Origin of the sequence: Streptomyces sp. NPDC086077, from assembly GCF_040686175.1 — a bacterium.
Taxonomy (GTDB): domain Bacteria; phylum Actinomycetota; class Actinomycetes; order Streptomycetales; family Streptomycetaceae; genus Streptomyces.
Map to the genome: position 1 here is coordinate 50888 of NZ_JBFBJT010000003.1, position 19051 is coordinate 69938.

At 72.2% G+C, this 19051-nt stretch carries 14 protein-coding genes; all 14 read right to left on the reverse strand.

The features are described 5' to 3' along the window. Positions 1-44: 44 nt before the first annotated feature. The 14 genes from AB0O67_RS01400 to AB0O67_RS01465 all read right to left on the reverse strand — a co-directional run bounded on the left by AB0O67_RS01400 (position 45) and on the right by AB0O67_RS01465 (position 18952). Positions 45-674 (reverse strand): class II aldolase/adducin family protein, encoded by a 630-nt coding sequence (locus AB0O67_RS01400; protein WP_365444209.1) that lies wholly within the window; start codon positions 672-674, stop codon positions 45-47. Then, positions 671-1915 (reverse strand): 3-oxo-tetronate kinase, encoded by a 1245-nt coding sequence (otnK, locus tag AB0O67_RS01405; RefSeq protein ID WP_365444212.1) that lies wholly within the window; start codon positions 1913-1915, stop codon positions 671-673. The genes AB0O67_RS01400 and otnK overlap by 4 nt, the downstream gene beginning before the upstream one ends. Next, positions 1912-2592, reverse strand: coding sequence for an aspartate/glutamate racemase family protein (locus AB0O67_RS01410; protein ID WP_365444215.1), 681 nt, complete (start codon positions 2590-2592; stop codon positions 1912-1914). The genes otnK and AB0O67_RS01410 overlap by 4 nt, the downstream gene beginning before the upstream one ends. Continuing rightward, complete coding sequence (locus tag AB0O67_RS01415; protein ID WP_365444218.1) at positions 2592-3548, reverse strand: hypothetical protein; 957 nt, start codon at positions 3546-3548, stop codon at positions 2592-2594. Before AB0O67_RS01415 ends, AB0O67_RS01410 begins: the two co-directional genes overlap by 1 nt. Positions 3549-3575: 27 nt before the next feature. Beyond that, on the reverse strand, positions 3576-5087 hold the full coding sequence (locus AB0O67_RS01420) for an FGGY family carbohydrate kinase (protein WP_365444221.1): 1512 nt from the start codon (positions 5085-5087) through the stop codon (positions 3576-3578). Between the two features lie 256 nt (positions 5088-5343). Further along, a complete protein-coding gene (locus tag AB0O67_RS01425) occupies positions 5344-6756 on the reverse strand; it encodes a GH1 family beta-glucosidase (protein WP_365444224.1) in 1413 nt (470 codons plus the stop codon). Continuing rightward, positions 6753-8795 carry a hypothetical protein gene (locus AB0O67_RS01430; protein WP_365444227.1) on the reverse strand — a complete coding sequence of 681 codons (2043 nt, stop codon included), beginning with the start codon at positions 8793-8795 and terminating at the stop codon, positions 6753-6755. The genes AB0O67_RS01425 and AB0O67_RS01430 overlap by 4 nt, the downstream gene beginning before the upstream one ends. Further along, on the reverse strand, positions 8776-11286 hold the full coding sequence (locus tag AB0O67_RS01435) for a hypothetical protein (protein ID WP_365444230.1): 2511 nt from the start codon (positions 11284-11286) through the stop codon (positions 8776-8778). The genes AB0O67_RS01430 and AB0O67_RS01435 overlap by 20 nt, the downstream gene beginning before the upstream one ends. 1 nt (position 11287) lies before the next feature. Further along, complete coding sequence (locus AB0O67_RS01440) at positions 11288-13765, reverse strand: glycoside hydrolase family 38 C-terminal domain-containing protein (protein WP_365444233.1); 2478 nt, start codon at positions 13763-13765, stop codon at positions 11288-11290. Then, on the reverse strand, positions 13762-14427 hold the full coding sequence (locus AB0O67_RS01445) for an SIS domain-containing protein (protein ID WP_365444236.1): 666 nt from the start codon (positions 14425-14427) through the stop codon (positions 13762-13764). The genes AB0O67_RS01440 and AB0O67_RS01445 overlap by 4 nt, the downstream gene beginning before the upstream one ends. 233 nt (positions 14428-14660) lie before the next feature. Further along, complete coding sequence (locus AB0O67_RS01450; RefSeq protein ID WP_365444239.1) at positions 14661-15689, reverse strand: ROK family protein; 1029 nt, start codon at positions 15687-15689, stop codon at positions 14661-14663. A gap of 7 nt (positions 15690-15696) precedes the next feature. Next, positions 15697-16635 (reverse strand): carbohydrate ABC transporter permease, encoded by a 939-nt coding sequence (locus tag AB0O67_RS01455; protein ID WP_365444242.1) that lies wholly within the window; start codon positions 16633-16635, stop codon positions 15697-15699. Further along, positions 16632-17585 carry a sugar ABC transporter permease gene (locus AB0O67_RS01460; protein WP_365444245.1) on the reverse strand — a complete coding sequence of 318 codons (954 nt, stop codon included), beginning with the start codon at positions 17583-17585 and terminating at the stop codon, positions 16632-16634. Before AB0O67_RS01460 ends, AB0O67_RS01455 begins: the two co-directional genes overlap by 4 nt. A gap of 8 nt (positions 17586-17593) precedes the next feature. Further along, positions 17594-18952, reverse strand: coding sequence for an extracellular solute-binding protein (locus AB0O67_RS01465; protein WP_365444248.1), 1359 nt, complete (start codon positions 18950-18952; stop codon positions 17594-17596). Positions 18953-19051: the final 99 nt, after the last annotated feature.

A 19051-nucleotide genomic window follows, 5' to 3' on the forward strand; every position in this document is an offset into this window, starting at 1 on the left:
CCGGGTCCGGCTGGAGGGAGCATGGGCGACGGCGGGCCCCCCTGTCAGGGGCGTAGTGCGGCGTACTCGTCCGGGCTGAGGGTGCGGACGCCGCGGTGCTGGGCCAGGAGCAGGTGGATCCGGGCCGTCTCCTCCACCTCTACGGCGGCTTGGATCGCGGTGCCGAGATCGGCCCCCATGGTCATCGATCCGTGCTGTGCGAGCAGGCAGGCGTGGGTGTCCGGCGACAGGCGGTCGGCGAGTGCGGCGAGCCTTTCGCTGCCGGGCGGCGCATAGGGCAGGAGGGGGACGGCGCCGAGCCGCATCACGCCGTAGGGCGTGTAGGGCGGAAGCACCGATGCGTGCTCGGCCGGTTCGAGGCAGGCCACGGCGACCGCGTGGGTGGAGTGGAGGTGCACGACGGCCCCATGGTGCGGTAGCCGCGCGTAGATCCGCAGGTGCAGCGGAGCCTCCTTGGTGGGCGGCGGCCCGGCCCGGTGCCGCCCCGAGGAGTCCAGGACGCTGATGTCCTGTGCCGTGAGCGCGCTGAGCGGGAGACCGGTCGGGGTGGTCAGGATGCCGTCCGCCGTGCGGACGCTGGCGTTACCCGAACTGCCCGGGCTCAGCCCGAGCGCGGCGAGGTCGCGACACGCTGCGGCGAGGGCGTCGGCAGTGTTGGCAGGGGGCGCGGTCACAGGACGTCCTGCGCGGTGGTGAAGAGATCCTCGGCGCCGAAGTTGCCTGACTTCAGCACCAGGTTGAGGGTGCGGCCGCCATGGGTCGCCTCGGTCCAGGACACGCCCGGGGCGATGGCGGGGCCGATGCGCAACCGGGACACTCCCAGGGCCTCGACGACAGCTCCGGAACTCTCCCCACCGGCCACGAGGAAGCGCCGCACGCCTCGGCAGGCCAGTGCCCGGGCGCAGTCGGCGAGGGCCCGCTCCGCAGCCTGGGCGCTGCGCTCGACGCCGTAAGCCTCTTGGGCCGCGCGCACCTGCGCGTGGTCGTCGGCGGAGTACATCAGGACGTCGCGGCCGGCGTCGAGGTGCGCGGCCGCCCAGGCCACGGCGTCGGCGACGGTGGCTTCCGGCGACCGAACGAGGTCACCGACGGACAGCAGCCGGTGCGGCAGCAGTGACCGGGCGTGGCGGATCTGCGCGAGGGTGGTGTCGGAGACACTGCCGGCCAGTACGGCCAGGGGGCCGGGTGCCAGGCGAATGCGTGCGGCGGCGGCACCCGGGCGCACGGGCGGCAGGGACAACGCCAGTCCGGATCCACCGGTGATCAGTGGCAGGTCGCGGGTGACTCGCTCGATGACCGACAAGTCGTCGCCGTGCAAGGCGTCGGTGACGACGACGCGTACTCCCTTGGCCACGAGGGCGGAGACGTGGTCACGCGCCGTCGTCTCGCCCGCCCGCAGCACGCGGTGCGGCAGCAGGCCCACCCGGTACCGGGACTGCGCGCCCATCACCCGCACCAGGTCCGGGTCGGTCATCGGGGTGAGCGGGTGGTGCCGCATACCGCTTTCGCTGAGCAGCCGGTCGCCGACGAACAGATGGCCCTGGTACACGGTGCGGCCGCCCGCGGGGAAGGCGGGGCACGCGATGGTCCACGGCGCTCCGGTGGCCTCCAGAAGGGCGTCGGTGACGGGACCGATGTTGCCGCGTGCCGTGGAGTCGAAAGTGGAGCAGTACTTGAACCAGATCCGGTCGCAGCCGGCGCGTGCCAGCTTCCGGTGGGCGTCGAGACAGGCCGCGACGGCCTCCTCGGGCGGCACGTTACGGGACTTGAGCGCCACCACTACGGCATCGGCGTCCTCCGGCGGCCGGTCGTCAGGGCCGACGGTGACCACGACGCGCCGCCCGGTGGCCGCCAGGTTGCCTGCCAGGTCCGTGGCGCCGGTGAAGTCGTCCGCCACACAGCCGAGTCTGCTCATACCCGCTCCTCGCGTGCGGTCACGCCGGCGAGCTGGGCGGCTCCGCCGCGCGGCGAGGAGAGCACCGGCACGGTGATCCGCCCGGCCGAAAGCCGGTCGACGACGGTGGCCATCGAGGCCTGTGCCAGCACCAGGACGTCGTGATCGGCGGCCAGGCGCACCGCCTCCGCCGCGATCAGTTCGTCGTGCCGGTCCGGGTCGCCCGAGGTGCGCGCCTGGTAGGCGCCGGGACAGGTCGTGGTGGTGACGGTGACGTCCGTTCCGGTCCGTGCCGCGTGACGGCGGACGAGGTCCGCGGTCGGGCGCAGCGTCGAGTCGAGCGTGGCGAGTACGGCGATGCGCGGTCCACGCCGCACCGCCTGGGACGCCATCGGCTCGTCGACCCGCAGCACGGGGATGTCGACCAGGGGGCGGGCGGCTTCGGCGAAGGGACCGACCGACGAGCAGGTGACGAGGACGGCGTCCGCGCCGGCCGTCTGGGCCCCGATCACGTACGAGGCGAGGCGGGCGGCGGTGCGGGGCAGCGGGCCGAGGGCCACGGTGTCGTTGAGCAGGCTCTCGTCGACCACGTGGTAGGTGTCCACGCCGGGAGCGAGTTCCCGCACCAGCTGCTCGAAGAGGGTGGGCAGCGCGGTGACGGTGTGCAGGAGGCAGACACGGGGCCGGGTGGCGGGCATCAGACACCGGTCCTCTCGGCCTCGGCCGTGTTCCACCAGGGCCGACCGTGCGTGTCGACGATGTCGGTGAGCAGGCGCAGCCTGTCGGCGCTCGGGCCGCGGAGGGCGGCTACGGGGTCCTCGGCGGCCAGGGCGTTGCTCCACAGGGCGCGTCCGGCGAGGAATCCGGAAGCCCCGGCGCGGCACGCGGCCTCGACGGCGCGGGGGAAGTCGTCGGCGGCGACGCCCTGCGAGAGAACGACCCAAGGGACGTCGACGACCGCGTCGATGCGCTCGGCCTGGGCGGCGAGCTCCGCGACGGTTCCCTTGCCGCCGTCGGGGACCTGGCACTTGTAGAGCGAGGGGTTCGAGGGCGCGAGCTCTCTGGCGGCTTCCACGATGGAGTCGTTCAGGCGGAACGTTCCGGACGCCTCCTCCTGGCGGGTCGGGCGGGCGACAGGTTCCAGGACGGAGGCGAGGCCGGCGTCGCGGCACAGCCGAACGAAGCGGTGTGCCAGGGCGACGCGTTGCTCGCGCCGGTCGTCGCGGCGCCAGATGACGAGGAGTTTCAGGCCGCGAACGCCCTCTGCGGCGGCGGCCTCGATGTCGGCGTCCTCGTCGAGAGACGTGTCGTGCACTGCGCCGCCGGGTGGCTGGTCGAGGTAGTCGACGGCGAGGATGGGAGCGCAGCCTCGCGGCAGGACGCCCGCGGCGGTCACCTGGTGGTACCCGTAGTCACGGTCGAGGAGCAACGCCGAGGCGTACGGGCCCAGTTCACGGGCGACAGCGAGTTTGAAGTCGGTGAGCCGCTGGTCGGGCACGGCCTCGCCGGGGACGTCGGCGCGCTCGGCCATCATGGTGCGCAGTGAGTCCCGCTGGTCAGCGGCGACCATGGCGAACGTGCCCGACGGGCGGGCCAGGGCGGCCGGTGCGACGGAGCCCCCGGCCAGGGTTTCAGGGTGGCGGACGGCGGTCATCGGGGTTCTCCTCGTTGGCTGTTCCGGTCACCTGTCGTGGGCGCGTTCGGCGCCACGCACGGCAGGTGCGGTGACGTAGGGCAGGAACCGGCGCCGGTGTACGGCGCGGTAGGCGTGGGCGGTGTCCGCTTCCGGGACGAGTTCGGTGGCGCTGGCCCGCAGGACGGCGGGATCGTGGCCGAGTGCGGCGCCCGACCAGGCGGCAGCACCCAGCGCGGGGGCCTCGGCCTCGTGGCACACGCGGGTGGTCCAGGGGCTGACGGCGGCCTTGAGGGCGGTCCACGTGTGCTGCCGGGTCGAGCCTCCCAGCAGCGTCACGAAGGCCGGGGGCCGGCCGGTGAGGGTGGCCTGGGTGTCGGTCATCCACCGCGCGTGGTGCGCGGCTCCTTCGAGCAGCGCCCGGGCCAGGTCGGCGAGGCCGTGCCGAGGCCTCAGGCCGAGGATGTCGCAGTGGGCGTCCGGGTCGGGTTCGGGACTCGACCGCCCGTCCGGGTAGGGCGTGAACAGCAGGCCGGTGGGGCCGTCCGGGGCCGTCGCCACGAGGCGGGCGAACGCCTCGTAGCGCTCGGCGCCGGGCCTGCCGGCCAGGCCGAGGTACTGGTCGCAGAACCACTCGACGAGCGCGCCGGAACTGCGCATTCCGGCCAGCACGATCCAGTGGGAGCCGTCCACGTGGCGGCCGAAAGACATGCCCTGCCGGGCCGCGGCCGCCGCGTCCGGCGCATCGGTGCTCACGGTGAGCACCGCCTCCGCCGTGCCCATCGAGTCGGCGACCTGCCCGGCCGTACGCGCTCCCGCCGCCCAGGCTCCGACCAGGTGGTCGTGGCCGGCGACGACGACCGGCGTCCCGGCCTTCAGGCCGGTGGCGGCGGCCGCGTCGGCGGTGACACGGCCGACGGGCCGCCCTGGCGGGTGCACCGGCGGCATGTGGTCCTCCGTCAGCCCCGCCTCGGCCAGCAGGTCGGGCTGCCAGGATCCTGTGTGCGGGTTCCAGGCAAGTGTGCGCTGCGCGAAGGTTGCGTCCGTGCCGAGGCTGCCCGTGAGGGCGTGCGCGACGAGGTCCACGGCTCCTGCCCAGGCCGCGGCGCCGGCCCGGACCTCGGGGTGCTCAGCGGTCAGCGCGCACCACTTGGCCAGGGGCACTTTCGCGCTGGGCAGGACGCCAGTGCGGGCGTGCAGGGCGAGCGCCCCGTGGGTGGTGCGCAACCGGTCGGCCTGGGAGGCGGGCGCGGGATCGGACCAGGCTAGTACGGGGGTGAGCGTGCGTCCGTCCGGTGCGAGCAGCGCGCCCGCCTCGGCCATACCGGTCAGGCCGACGGCCGCTGGCGCCCGACCCGCCTGCCGCACGCAACTGGCGAGGGTGTCCAGCGCCGCACAGAGGAGCTCACCCGCAGGGTGGGTGTGGCCGGCGGGGTCGCGGGGGGTGTCACGCTGGGCGCGGGCGACGACCGTACCGGAGAGATCGGTGAGCAGCGCCTTGCAGTGGGTGCTGCCGATGTCGACGCCTGCGAGGAGTGGGGTGCCCGCGTGCCCGCTCATGACGCCTGCCCGGTGGGACGGCCCGGTGACAGTGGCGCGGCGGCGTACGGCCGCCGGTGCTCGCTGCGTTCGCCGGTGCGGGCGCGGGGATGATCACCGTCGGGCCGGCCGTGCCGTCCCCCGGCCGGCGGCCACCGCCTCGGTGTCCACCTGCCGGTGTGCCGCTCGGCGAACGGCGTATGTGGACGCGGAGTTGGGACTCTTCCGTCGCGGCACACGCACACGTGGCCCATGGAGGACGGTCGTCGCCCTGGGCTCACCGGTCCGGCTCCCCGGTGGTGAGGACGCCGGGAATGGCGCCGTCCGCCGCCGCCCGCGCGTACCAGTGGCCGCTGTCCTTGACCGTGCGGCGCTGCGTCGCACGATCGACGTGGACGAGGCCGAAGCGCGGCCAGTAGCCCATGGCCCACTCGAAGTTGTCCATCAGCGACCAGTGGTAGTAACCCTCGACCGGCGCGCCGAGTGCCAGCGCCTCGTGGACCGCCTTGAGGTGGCCGTGGAGGAACTCGATGCGGCGCCGGTCATGGACGGCGCCGTCCGCAGCAGGTTCGTTCCCGTAGATCGCGCCGTTCTCCGTCACCAGCAGGGGCACTCCGGGGTAGTCGGTGTGCAGCCGCAGCAGCAGATCCCGCAGGTCGTGGGGCACGATCTCCCATCCCAGGTCGGTGCGCGGCACGCCGGGGCGGCCCTCGACGACCCGCCACGGCCAGGGGCCGTCGCCCTGGTCGGCGCGGACGATCCGGCGGGTGTAGTAGTTGACGCCGATGAAGTCGCTGCCCGCGGCGATGGTGCGAAGGTCGCCGTCGCGGACGAAGTCGAGCGCTCCGGCGGCCTTCTCCCAGTGGCGGCGCATGTCGTCGGGGTAGCCGCGGCCGTGGACGGGGTCGAGGAACCAGCGGTTGACATACCCGTCGGAGTGCCGGGCGGCCTCGCGGTCGGCGGGGTCGCCGGCGTTGTCGGGGGTGTGCGGGAACAGGCTGTAGGCGATGCCGGTTCTGGTGTCGCCGCGGGCGCCGGAGCGCAGTTCTCCAGCCGCCAGACCGTGCGCGAGCAGCAGGTGGTGCATGACGGTGACCGACGCCCTGACGTCCTTCTCACCGGGGGCGTGCAGGCCGAGCTGGTGGCCGAGCACTCCGACGATCCAGGGCTCGTTGACGGTCACCCAGTCGCGCACCCGGTCACCGAAGGCGTCCCGGCAGACGGCGGCGTACCGGGCGAAGTACTCGGCGGTGTCGCGGTTTCGCCAGCCGCCGGACTCCTGCAGCTTCTGCGGCAGATCCCAGTGGTAGAGGGTGACCAGCGGCTCGATGCCCCGCTCCAGCAAGCAGTCGATGAAGCGGTCGTAGTGCGCGAGGCCGCGCTGTTCCACACTTCCCCGACCGTCGGGCACGATCCGGGGCCAGGCGATCGAGAAGCGGTGCGCGTTGGTGTGGAGGCGGGCCATGAGGTCGGCGTCCTCCTCGGCGCGCCGGTAGTGGTCGCAGGCGACGTCCCCGGTGTCGCCGTGCTCGACGGCGCCGGGGGAACGGCAGAAGCGGTCCCAGATGGACTCGCCCCGACCGTCGGCGCCGACGGCGCCCTCCACCTGGTACGCCGAGGTCGAGGTGCCCCAGCGGAAGCCGGGCGGGAAGCGCAGCGCGCCGGTGGGGCCAGGTCGGTCGGTGCTCACAGCTCCTCCTGGAATTCGGGCAGGCCGAGGGCGTGTTCGCAGGCGTACAGCAGCACTCCGGCGGACCAGGCGTGGGAGAGCGTGAGCAGCATGCCCTTGGCCTGGAAGCAGTCGGTCTGGTAGAAGCGCTCGCTGACCATGCCTCGGTAGGCGTTGAAGTCTCCGTCGGCCCGGGCGACGAACTGCCGGAAGCAGTCCAGGTTCTCGCGTGCCGAGCGCAGGTAGTAGGGGTCGCCGAGGTGGCGGGCCAGGCGGACGGTCTCCGGCAGACAGATCAGGCCGAAGGCGTGCAGGTGCTGGTTGGAGGGGGAGGCCTGGTCCGCGCCGCGGGTGCGGAAGCCGTAGCGGCCGAGCAGGGTGCGGGGATCGAAGCGAACGTCGTAGGTGTAGCGGAACGTCAGTGTCCAGTCGGCGGACCGTCGTGCCAGGTCCAGCCACCGGCCGTCGTGGTCGCCGGCCTCGTGCAGGAGGGTGTAGGCGATGACCGCGTTGTAGCCGTCCTCGGAGGTCGGGGCGAGGGAGACGTCCTCCGGCGCGCCGCACAGGAACTCGGATGTGACGTCGGCGGCGTAGGCGTGCCCGGCCCGCCGTGCCGCTTCCAGGTAGTCGGGGGCGTCGAACAGGGCGGCCGCCTCGACGAGGGCGCTGACGAAGGCGAGCCCGGCCGCACCGCGGTGGTCGACGGCCCCACCGGTGTCGGCGCGGTGAGCCGCGGCGAGGCGTCCGGTGACCGGATCCTGCCCCCGCAGCGCGGCCCTGAGGTTGGCCCTCGCCGCCCGCTCCCACAAGGGGTGGTCGACGCCTCGGGCCCGTTCGGCGCGCAGTGCGCGCAGAACGAAGAGGGTGGCGTCGCCGAGGGTGCGGGCGTGCAGCTTGTTGGGGTCACCCGTCCAGCCCGCCGACCAGCCTCGCGCGGCCGTCCACTGGCCCCAGAAGGTGCCGCCGGGCGTCACATGGGAGCAGATGTGGTCCAGCACGCCGGTGGCGGCGTCGGCCAAGGCCGCGTCACCGGTGCGGTGCGCGTGCAGCAGCAGGGCGTGCGCGTAGGGTGCGCCACTGACCCAGGAGACGTGCATGGCCTGCCGGTCGCCGCGCTCGCCCAGCGCCTCACGGTCGAAGGCGGCGGTCTCCAGCAGGACGGGCGGATCGGCCCGGTAGTGCCACCGGTGCAGGCCCTCCGCGCTCAGCGCGGCCGCCTCGCGCACACCGACCCACGCGGCGGCTTCGCCCGGCCTCGCGGTGTCGGTGTGCAGGGTGCGCAGGACGGGCGCGTAGGCGTGCGGATCGGCGTCGAGGAGGTGCAGCGTGAAGGTCAGGGTGTGCCGCTCCCCCGGTTGCCAGCGGTGCTCGGGCAGGTCGGCGGGGCGTGGCCGCTCCGAGCCGTAGTACGACACCGGCTCCTCACGGTAGGGAGCGTGCAGCCGCAGCGCCGGGTGGTTGTCGTCGACCAGGGCGAAGCCGACGCCGTGCTGGCCCAGGCTGCCGTGTTCCCCGGTGGCGAGCGCGGCACCGGCGCGGCGGTCGCGGGCGAAGACGGCGGGTGTGGCGCAGCGATCGGCCCGGAACGACCAGGCCGGCGCGGTGAGGCCCGTCGGGTCGTCGTCGCCGGCCGGGGCGAAGCGCGGGAAAGGGCGGGAGGAGCCGGGCAGGCGGTTCTGCCCGTAGAACACGCCGGGCACGAGCCAGCCGGGGTCGTCGGTGGGGCCGAGCCGCACCTCGACGCGCAGGCCCGCCGCGACGGGGGCCCGCTCGGTGCGGGTGACTGTGAGGATTGCCGTGTGCCGACCGTGACCGACGGGTTCGAGGCGCAGGTCGGCGTGGAACCCGCCGGCGGAGCCGGTGGCATGGACGGTGCCCGCCGCGCCGGTCACCACGGAGGTGGCGGGCACGGCCAGGCACGTGCCGTCGGCGGCGAGGAGGCCGACCACGTAGGGGAACCGTACGAGGCCGTCGTCCGCGTCACGCAGGGTGAACCCGCCGTGCCCGCAGCGGGGTTGCGCGATGGCGGAGGCGAGCGAGTCAGTCGAGGAGACGGGCATCGGTGTTCCAGCCTTCGAGTAGCAGGGCGCGCCCTTCGAGAGGTGCGTCGCGCCAGGTGACGGGGAGGCGGACGGTTTCGCCCGGCAGCAGGTCGATCATGGAGTCGTCCGGTACGGCCCAGCCGGCGGCGGCGTAGGGCCGGGCGTCGGTCAGGGACAGGCCCAGTGCCGCGGGGCCGCCCATGTGGGTCAGGCGCACGGCTGCGAGACCTGTCTCGGCCTCGGTCTCGATGCGGGCCGGCGCGAGGTCGAACAGCGGGGCCAGGTCATCGGTGGTGCTGTGGACGTAGCGGTTGGCCGCCAGCAGTCCGCCTTCGTCGTCGCGCAGCGTCAGGTCGAGCAGAAACAAGGGGCCGGGGATCTCGGAGAGGGGCACGTTCAGTTCGCCGTTGCTCTCACCGATGACCTCGCCCTCCAGGGTCAGGACACGGACCAGGACGGTGCCGGCCCCGCCACCGCTGCCGGTGTCCGGGTGCGTGCGCCACGCACGGGGCGTCGCGGTGAAGAGTCGGCGCCCGCCCCACGCCTGGGTGGCGAAGGACGCGCAGACGTGGTCGGGCCGGTAGGCGCGGCGCACTCCGTAATAGGCCGGCTTGGGATCGCCCCGGTGATCCACGGCGGCCGTGCACCAGGCGTTGGGGAAGGGCTCGTTGAACTGCCACGGCAGGGCACCGCTGCTGCGCGGAGCACGGCGGAGGTTGGCCTCGACGGCGTAGCGCAGTCCGTCGTACTGGAGCTGCTGGCTGGCCCGCCGCATTCCGTCCACGTCGACCGGTCGGCCGCCGAACGCGGCGCGGACCAAAGGGGTGTTGTTCCACCATGCGCCGAGGTGCTCCATGACGGGGTTGTCGCGTCCGGTGGGCCACTGCTGGTCCTCGGGTACGACGTGCTGCCAGGTGCGGCGGTTGGCCATGCCCTCGACGCCGAACTCCGAGTGCAGCAGGCACGTACCCGCGTCGTACAACTCCTGGTGGGCTCCGAGGCCCTGGTGCTCCCAGGGCCCGTGCACGTCGTGCTGTGCCTCGGGGTCGGCGCGGATCAGGTCGAGGCGGTTCAGGAAGGCGCGACCGGAGGGGGATCCGGGCAACCACGCGCGGCCGGGGTCGAGTTCGGCGACGACGCCGGCGAGGCGGGCGATCACGGGGGCGTCCGACTCGGACAGCGGGCGGGCCGTGGCGGTGTCGTGCAGTTCGTTGCCCGGACCCCACAGTGCGAGTGCGGGGTGGTGGCGCAGCCCCGGGACGATGTGCCGCGCCTCCTCCTCCATGAGCGTGAGGTAGTCCGGGTGCTCGGAGGGCACGCTGTCGATGCCGGAGCTTGACAGGCTGAACTCCTGCCACACCAGCAGGCCCAGCCGGTCACAGGCGTCGTAGAATTCCTCGCTCTCGATCAGCCCGCCGCCCCACACCCGCAGCAGGGTCACGTGTGCGTCGGCGGCGAGCGTGAGCAGGTGGTCCAGGCGCCCCGGCCGGGCGGCACCGTACAGGATGTCGTGGGGTACCCAGTTCCACCCCTTGGTGTACAGCCGGCGGCCGTTGACCTCCAGGGTGTACGGCAGGGCGTCGGCGGGCGCGCCGGGGTTGGGGCGCAGCGTGACGCGGCGGAAGCCGCAGCGGCGCTCGGCCCGGCCCACGGTCGGTCCGGCCGCGTCGCGCAGGCTCACGGTGACCGTGTAAAGAGGCCTGTCGCCGTGGCCGTTGGGCCACCACAGGCGTGGGGCGCGGACGGTGAGGCGTGCCGAGACCTCCTGCGCCCCTGCGGCGTGGCCCACTTCGGTCCCGGCGACGTCCCTCCCCTCGGGGTCGTGGACGGTGATGCGTACGCTGCCCGGTGTGGTGGCGTCGAGCCGGGCGGTGACGTCCACCGTGCCGTCGGTGCCGTCGTCGGCCAGAGTGGCTCCGACAGTGGTGCCGGCCAGGCGAACCGGTCCGGCGATCTCCAGTCGCACCGGCTTCCACACCCCCTGGTGGACCATCCGCGGGCAGAAGTCCCAGCCGTAGCCCATCCGGGACTTGTGGGTGCGGACCCGGTCGGTGCGGCCCACCTGCGGCTCGCCGGGCGGCGCTGCGTGCACGGCGACGGCGAGCAGCACGCTGCCCCCACCGCTGGGCACCCGGTCCGTGAGGTCACACGTGAAAGGCGTGTACATCCCGACGTGGTGGGCCACCTCCGCGCCGTCGACCAGGACGGTCGCCTCGTGATCGATTCCGTCGCAGTGCAGCAGGACCCGCTGCCCGGGCCCGAGCGGCGGCACGGTCAGCGTGCGCCGGTAGAGCCAGGTGCGCTGCGGCACCCATTCGCTGAGCAGGCTGTCGGTGCCCCGGTACGGGTCCGGTACGACGCCGGCCTCCCGCAGGTCGTCGAGGACGGACCCGGGTACCCGGGCGGGCAGCCACCCGGGTTCCCCGCCGGGCCGGCCGGGTCCGCACAGCCAGCGCCAGGTGTCGCCGAGGCAGCCGCGCAGTTCCCAGCCATCTGTGAGGAGCTGCACGTCAGGCGTCCTCGGGGCTGCGTGGGTGGTCCGGGGTGAGCTCCAGCAGATCGGTCTCGGTCACCGGCATTTCCGGATCGCGCGGTACGCGGAAGGTCCTGATCTCGTGACGGCCGAACTCGGCCTCGATGACGCGGTCGCCGAGCATGGGCAGAGCGATGCGCGCACCTGCCGGCCGCCCCTGGGACTCGTACGCCCGCACGACGAGGTCTCCCGACCCGTCCTCGGCACCCTTGACGACGGTGACGACGACGGCGCCCGCTGCGTCGTCGACGTTGGCCCGCACCTGCGCCAGCGGGCCGCTGTGGAAGGTCTCCAGAAGGGCGAAGGCGGGCTGGTTGAGTTCGGCGGCGCGGCGCGCGGGGTCGGCGACACGCCAGTCGCCACCGTGCGGCAGGAGCAGGTAGCGGAACTCCTGCCGGCCCTGGTCCAGGTACTCGTAGACGCCGTCGTCGTCGAGGACGCGCGGCTCGTGCCAGGCGTAGACCGGGCTGCGCAGGGCTGTCATCCCGATCTCGGCACCGCGCACGTCGTGTCCGTGCTTGCTGTCGTTGACCACGGTCAGTCCGCCCCGCGCGCCATCCGGCAGCGTGCCGGTGACGTCGACCCACGCCTGAGTGGGCTCCTCGGTGCCGTCGGGGCTGCGCTCCAAGTGGCCGTAGGGGATCTCGTGGGTGGCGGTGACGTCGGTGAGTGCGGTGGGGAAGCGCAGCTTGAGCAGCTTCAGCCGTTCGTGCCAGTCGACGACGGTGCGGACTTCGACGTGGCGCGCGCCGGCGGACAGGACGAGTTCCTCCGCCATCTCCGAGCGGCCGTAGGTGCTCTCGATGCGCAGGACTGCGCGGACGGGGCCGGACTCGACCAGGCGGCAGCGGCCGGTCGTGAAATGGCCGATGACCTTGTCGTAGGAGTGGATGCGATGGCCCCAGGTGTCGCTGGGATCGTCGACGACCACGGCATGGGCGCCGGGGCCCTTGGGCATCAACTCGGCGCCGGTCTCCTTGTCCACCAGGGAGCTCAGCCAGCCGGTGGCCGGGTCGACCTCGATCCGCAGGTGCTCGTTCTCCAAGCTGCTGTCGGTGGCGGTGACGGGCCCCTGGCTGCCTTGCTCCGCGCCGTTCATGAGGTGGTAGACGCGGTGGCCGAGCGGCGGGACGCTCGCGCGGAACGCGAGGCGCCCGCGGTTTCCGACCATGGTCGCCTCCGACCGGGTCAGCTGAGCAGGCACGGGTGCGCCGGTGTCGTCGGTCAGCCGGACGGCTGCGGCCTGGCCGAACTCGACCTCCACATCGCCGTCGAGGGTCCAGGGGTGCGGGTTGAAGACGACCAGGGGCGTCGTGTCCTCGCGCAACGGGATGTCGATGCGGCGGGCCACGGCCTGCACGGCCCTGTTGAACACGTCGGCTGCGATCGAGCGGGCCCGGCCGTACTCGTCGCGGGCGTCGTCGTAGGCGGAGCGGACGGAGGTGCCTGCCAGGATGTCGTGGAACTGGTTGAACAGCACCAGCTTCCAGGCCTCGGTGAGCTGGTCGCCGGGGTACTGCTCGCCGGTGACGACGGAGGCCACGGACGCCCATTTCTCGGCACGCTGCAGTTCGTTCTCGGCGCGGCGGTTCCAGGCCTTCACCCCCGAGTGCGCCGAGTAGCAGCCGGGTCCGTGATGCTGGAGCTCCCCGGTGTGCACGGGGACGTCGTCGCGGTCGCTTATGCGGGAGAAGAACGCCTCGGGGTGGCTCAGGCGCAGGGTGGGCAGGCCGCCGAGGGAGTCCAGGCGCCGGATGGAGTCGAGGTTGGCCTTGGTGGGTCCGCCACCGTGGTTGCCCACGCCGTAGAAGACCATGAGTTCGGGTTCGTCCGGCGGCATCAGCGCCAGCGACTTGTCGAGGTGGTTGCCGATGTCGGTGCCTGGTGTGCCGTACTCGTTGGGCAACCGGTAGGCGGTGACGCGGGAGCCGTCGGGGGATTCCCAGTGGAAGAACTGGCCCGGCAGAACCTGCTCGTGGGGACCGGGGCGCAGGAACACGTAGCCGTCCATGCCGGATTTGCGCAGGAGCTGCGGGATGGTCGCGTTGTGCCCGAAGGGGTCGAGGTTGCTGCCGATCGTCGCGGCCCTCCCGAACTTCTCCAGCAGGTAGCGCTGCCCGTACAGCGCCTGGCGGACGAAGGACTCACCGGCGGGAATGTTGCAGTCAGGCTCGATCCACCAGCCGCCGATGACCTGCCAGCGTCCCTCGGACACACGTTTTGCGATGGTCGCGAACAGCTCGGGATCGTGCTGTTCGATCCACTCCAGGTACATCACGGAGTCGCAGGTGAAGACGAAGTCGGGGTATTCCTCCATGCGGTCGACGGCGGACTGGAAGGTGGCGCGTATCTCCTGCAGGCCCTCGGGTTTGCGCCACAGCCATACGGGGTCGATGTGCGCGTTGCCGACGAGGTGCAGCAGCCGGTCGCGGGAGGCGGGGCGGGGCGTGCTCATACGGCGGCGGTCTCCTGTCGGTCGTCGTGCGGTGCGGTCGTCGTGTCGTCGCCGGCACCGCGCTCGCCGGCGGCCCAGGCGTCGACGTGCTCGCTGAGCAGGTGCAGGAGGGTGAGGTGTGTCTCCTGGATGCGCGCGGTGGCGGTGGCCGGCGCGACCAGCGTGATGTCGGCGTGCTCGGCGGCAGGCATGCCCTCCTCCGTCCCGCCGGTGAACAGGACGGTCACGGCTCCGCAGGAACGTGCCTGCTGCAGTCCGCGGACGACGTTGCCCGAGCGGCCCGAGGTGCTGAAGGCGATCACCATGTCCTCGGGCGTGGCGAGCGCCTGGACCTGGCGGGCGAAGACCTCGTCGAACGAGTAGTCGTTCGCGATGCACGACACGACCGTGGGGTCGGTCACCAGGGAGACGGCGGGCAGCGGACGGCGCTCGCGCAGGAAGCGTCCGATGAGCTCACCGGCGAGGTGCTGGGCGTCGGCGGCGCTGCCGCCGTTGCCGAAGGTGTAAAGGCGGCCGCCGCGACGGTAGACCTCGATGAGCCGGTCGCCCACGGCGCGCAGCGCGGGCAGGAGGGCGTGCAGCCCTTCGACGGCGGCGAGGTGGTCGGCGAGCTGGTCGGCGGGGGTGAGGGGCCCGCCTGGGCGGGCGATGGGGGTGGACATGTGTCTCCAGGGATGACAGCGGTGTGCGGCGGTCCGGCGGCCCGCCATGACGTTCGGGCGCGGGCACAGGGAGGGGCGGCGGGGGGACGTGGTGGGTGTACGGGACGGGAAGAGCGGTGGGTGCGCCGTGGCCGGGGCGCGGGCGACCGCGGCTTTGCGGTAGTCGTCCGCCTTGCCGCGGCTCGGCGGTCCGGCCCCTGACGGGAAGAGCGCGAAATACGAGGAGTGAACGATCAGTTGAGCTCCCCCTCGTCGTAAACGTGAGGTACGTCGACTGTGCCGACCAGTCGTTCGAAGGCGATGGCGGCGGCGCCGAGCACGCCGGCCCGGTCGCCGTTCGCGGCGGGGACAACGCGGACCGCCCGCGCCGCCGGGCGCATCGCGAGGCCGGCGACCGCGCTGCGTACGGGTGCCAGGAGTTGCTCACCGGCCCGGGTGACTCCGCCGCCCAGGACCACGACCTCGGGCTCGTAGAGGTTGACGATGGAGGTCACGCCCTGCCCCAGCAGCGCGGTGGCCTCGTCCCACAGCCGGGCGGCCAGCGGATCGCCTGCGCGTGCCTCGCGGGCCACGTCGGCGGCCGTGGCATCCTGCGGCAACGAGGTGTACTCCCCCCGCCCGACGGCCTCCCGGGCCAGCTCGCCCAGGGACGTGCCGGAGGCGTACGCCTCCAGGCACCCGGTCCGGCCGCAGCCGCGGCAGGGCCGGCCCTCGGAGCGGACGGTGATGTGGCCGGGTTCGCCGCCGTTGCCGGCCGCCCCGCGGTAGGTGCGTCCGTCGACGACGAACCCGCCGCCGATCCCCGTCGAGACCGTGAGATAGGCCAGGTGCCGGGTACCGCGGCCGGCACCGAAGCGCCACTCCCCCGCGGCGCCGGCCGTGCCGTCGTTGTCCAGGACGGCGGGCAGTCCGTAAGTGCTCTCGGCGAGCCGGGTGATGGGAACGTCGACCCACCCCGGCAGGTGCGGCGGGCACAGCACAACCCCCCGCGCGGAGTCCAGCGGGCCGCCGCAGCCGATGCCGCACCCCAGCAGCCGCGCCGGCGCGTCGCCCGGCTCCACGCCTGCCTGATCGAGCGCATGCTTCCCCAGGTCGAACAGGCGCGCGAGCGATGCCTCCGGGCCCCCTGCGATGTCGGTGGGACATGTCACGAACGACCGCACCTCGCCGTTGCCCCGCACGACTCCAGCGGCGAGCTTGGTGCCTCCTACATCCAGCGCGAGCACGGCATCTCGGGCGCGGATCTGTGGGGGGTGGGTCATTGTTTCCTCATCCCTTGCTTCCGGTCGTCGCCACGCCCTCGGTGAAGTGCCGCTGGCAGACGAGGAAGGCGATGATCATGGGCAGGGTGACGACGAGGGACGCCGCGCAGACGATCTCCCAGCGCATCTCACCACCGGCGCCGAACTGGTCCAGCACCGCCTTGAGTCCACGGGGCACGGTGTACAGGGCGGGGTCGCGAAGGTAGATCAGGGGGCGCACGAGGTCCGTCCAGGCGGCCTGGACCTCGAAGATGAAGGTGACGACGAGCGCCGGCCGGCACAGGGGAACGGCGATCCGCCAGAACAGCGTCCAGTAACTGGCGCCGTCGACGCGCGCCGCCTCGAACAGTTCGCGGGGCAGCCCCAGGAAGAACTGCCGCAGCAGGAAGATGTAGAAGGCGCTCCCGAACAGGTTGGGTGCCCACAGGGGTACCTGACTGCTGGCCAGGTGGAGCCAGTTCCACACCAAGTACTGGGGCACCATGGTGACCGCTGCCGGCAGCATCATCGTGCCGATCACCACGGCGAACAGGGCGTTGCGGCCGGGGAAGCGGAAGTAGGCGAATCCGAAGGCCACGAGCGCGCTGCTCACGGTGACGGTGACAGCGGCGGCGAGGGTGACCGCGACGCTGTTGCCGACCCAGGTGAGCAACGGCACCGCGTCCCAGATGGCGACGTAGTTCTGCCACTGCCACACATGCGGCACCAGCGCGTTGTCGAAGACGTCCGCGGAAGGCTTGACGGAGGCGCTGAGCAACCACAGGAACGGGTAGAGGAACGTCACCGTGGCGGCGCCCAGACCGAGCCCGCGCAGGATGCGGCTGAGGGTTCCGGCTCCGGCCCGGGACGTAAGAGTTCCCTCTCCCGCGTGACCGGGCAGCTTACGGCCCCGGTCGTCCCGGTGTGCGCGGCGAGCGGCCGCCTCGGTCGCGGAGAGCTGTGTCACCGCTCCTCCCCTTCGTAGTAGACGAACCGCTTGCTGACCCTGGCCTGGATGAGCGTGATGGCGACGATCACGAGGAACAGCAACCATGCGAGGGCGGAGGCGTAACCCATGTGGAGGTACTGGAAGGCCTGCTGGAAGAGGTAGACGACGTAGAACAACGCGGCGTCGTTGCTGTACGTCTGGGAGTTGGCACTGCCGAAGAAGGCGGTGTACGCCTCGGTGAAGGTCTGCAGCGACGCGATGGTGTTGACGACGAGGGTGAAGAAGAGGGTCCCGGAGATCTGCGGCACGGTCACATGGCGGAACCGGTTCCACCGGCCCACTCCGTCGAGTTCGGCCGCTTCGTACAGCTCACGTGGCACGCTGCGCAGCGCGGCGAAGTAGATGATCACCGTCGACCCGACCGACCAGAGGCTCGTCAGCACCAGGCCCGGTTTCACCCACTGGCCGTCCGTCGTCCAGCTGGGGCCGGTGATACCCACCCAGCCCAGCACCTCGTTGATCAGTCCGACGTTGCCGTTGAACAGCAGCAGGAAGAGGATGCCGATGGCCACGGGCGGGGTCATCACCGGCAGGTAGAAGATGGTGCGGAAGACACCCGAGGCGCGGCCGGCCTTCATCAGGAGCATCGCGAGCACGAGGGCCAGCGCCATCTGCAGGGGCACGCGCAGCGCGGTGAACACCAGCGTGTTGGTGAGGGACTTGGCCACCGAGGGGTCGGCGAAGAGCTGCTGGTAGTTGGCGGTGCCCACGCCGTGCGTGGTGCCGATGCCGTCGTAGTCGGTGAACGACAGAACCAGGCTGGCGATCATCGGGCCTGCGGTGAAGACGAGGAACCCGAAGACCCACGGGGACAGGAAGCCGTAGGCGGCCCAGGTCTCACGGCGGCGCCGGCGCTTCACGGCGGCGCCGGCCGCGACGGCACGTGGTGCGGGAGTGGTGGTCGTCATGGGGGTGGTCACCTGCCCTCGTTGGCGATGTCGAGGGCGCTCTGAGCCTGCCGCTGAGCCTGGTCGAGCGCCTGCCGCGGGCTCTGCTCACCGGAGAGCACCCGGTTGACCGCGTTCTGCCAGGCGTTCTTGAACTCCGTGCCCGCGGCGTTGGAAGGCACGGCGAAGCCCTGCCGGGAGATGTCGAAGAGGGTGCGGGTGGCCTTGTCGAACGCCGCGTTTCCGGTGGGCTTCCAGATGTCGTGCTCGATGATGCGGTCGGCCTGCAGGTTGCCCGTGACGTCGCCGGTGTAGGCGTGACCGGCGTCCCGCACCTCCTTGGCCTTGGTCCTCGCCGCGTGCACCCAGGTGCTGGTCGCCGTCATGGTCTTGATGAACGTGCAGGCCTCGTGGAGGTGGCGGGTGCCCTGGGGGATGGCCCATCCGAAGCCGGACGTCCAGTTCAGCGTCTTTCCTCGGCGATCCTCGAACACGCCGGTGGCGAGGGCCACGTCAGGGGACGAGCCGGCGAGGACGTCGACGTACCAGTCCTCCATCGGCATCGCCCCGATCTGGTCCGTGGCGAACTGGTTCTCGGCACCGAACTGGTCGAACGAGTCCCGCAGGGACTTGAACCGGCCCCAGCCGCCCTGGGCGTTGATCAGGCCGACGGTGTAGGTCAGCGCCTCAACGACCTTCGGGTCGCTCAGCCGCGCGGTGCGTCCGTCAGGGCTGATGAGGTCGGCGCCGTTGGCCTTCGCCCACAAGGGGAGGAATTCGGGGATCTTCGGATCGAAGCCGATGCGGGTGAGCTTCTTCCCGTCCGACTTCTTCAGCCGCTCGGTGAGGCTGCGCAGGGCCTCCCAGTCCCCCGTGTTCACGTCGGACGCCTGCATGCCGTTCTGTTTGACCACGTTGTCACCGATGAGCAGCAGGCGGCTGTTGTACGAGTCGGGCAGTGCGTAGACCGTCCCGTCGAGCGATCCCTCGGCGAGAGCCGTCTTGTTGAACAGGCCGAGGTCGATCCGCTCCTTCTTGATGCAGTCGGTCAGTGGCACCAGCGCTCCGCGGGCGGCGTAGCCTCCGATCAGGGTCCGGTCCATGTGCACGGCGTCGGGCGGATCACCCGCGGCGACGGCCGACAGGAACTGCTGCTCGTCGAACTGGCCCTCATTGACCTGGATGTTCAGACCCTTCAGAGCGGCTCGCGCCGTGTCCATACGGTCCGCGGCGAGGGCATCGTCCATGCCGTACCCCAGGGTGGTGAAGGTCGTCGACGCGGTGTCCGCGAGACTCACGCCACCGCACCCCGTGAGGACGGCGAGCGCCGCGGTCACGGAGACGAGCGCGAGAGTGCGGTGTGCGGTGCGGTGATGTGCTGCCACCATCGGCTCTCCTTTGAGGAAGCTGGCTACACGGGAGATCGAAGGGCTGACGCGACAGCAGGCGGGTCAGACGGCTCCAGGAGTGTGGCATCGATCCCACAT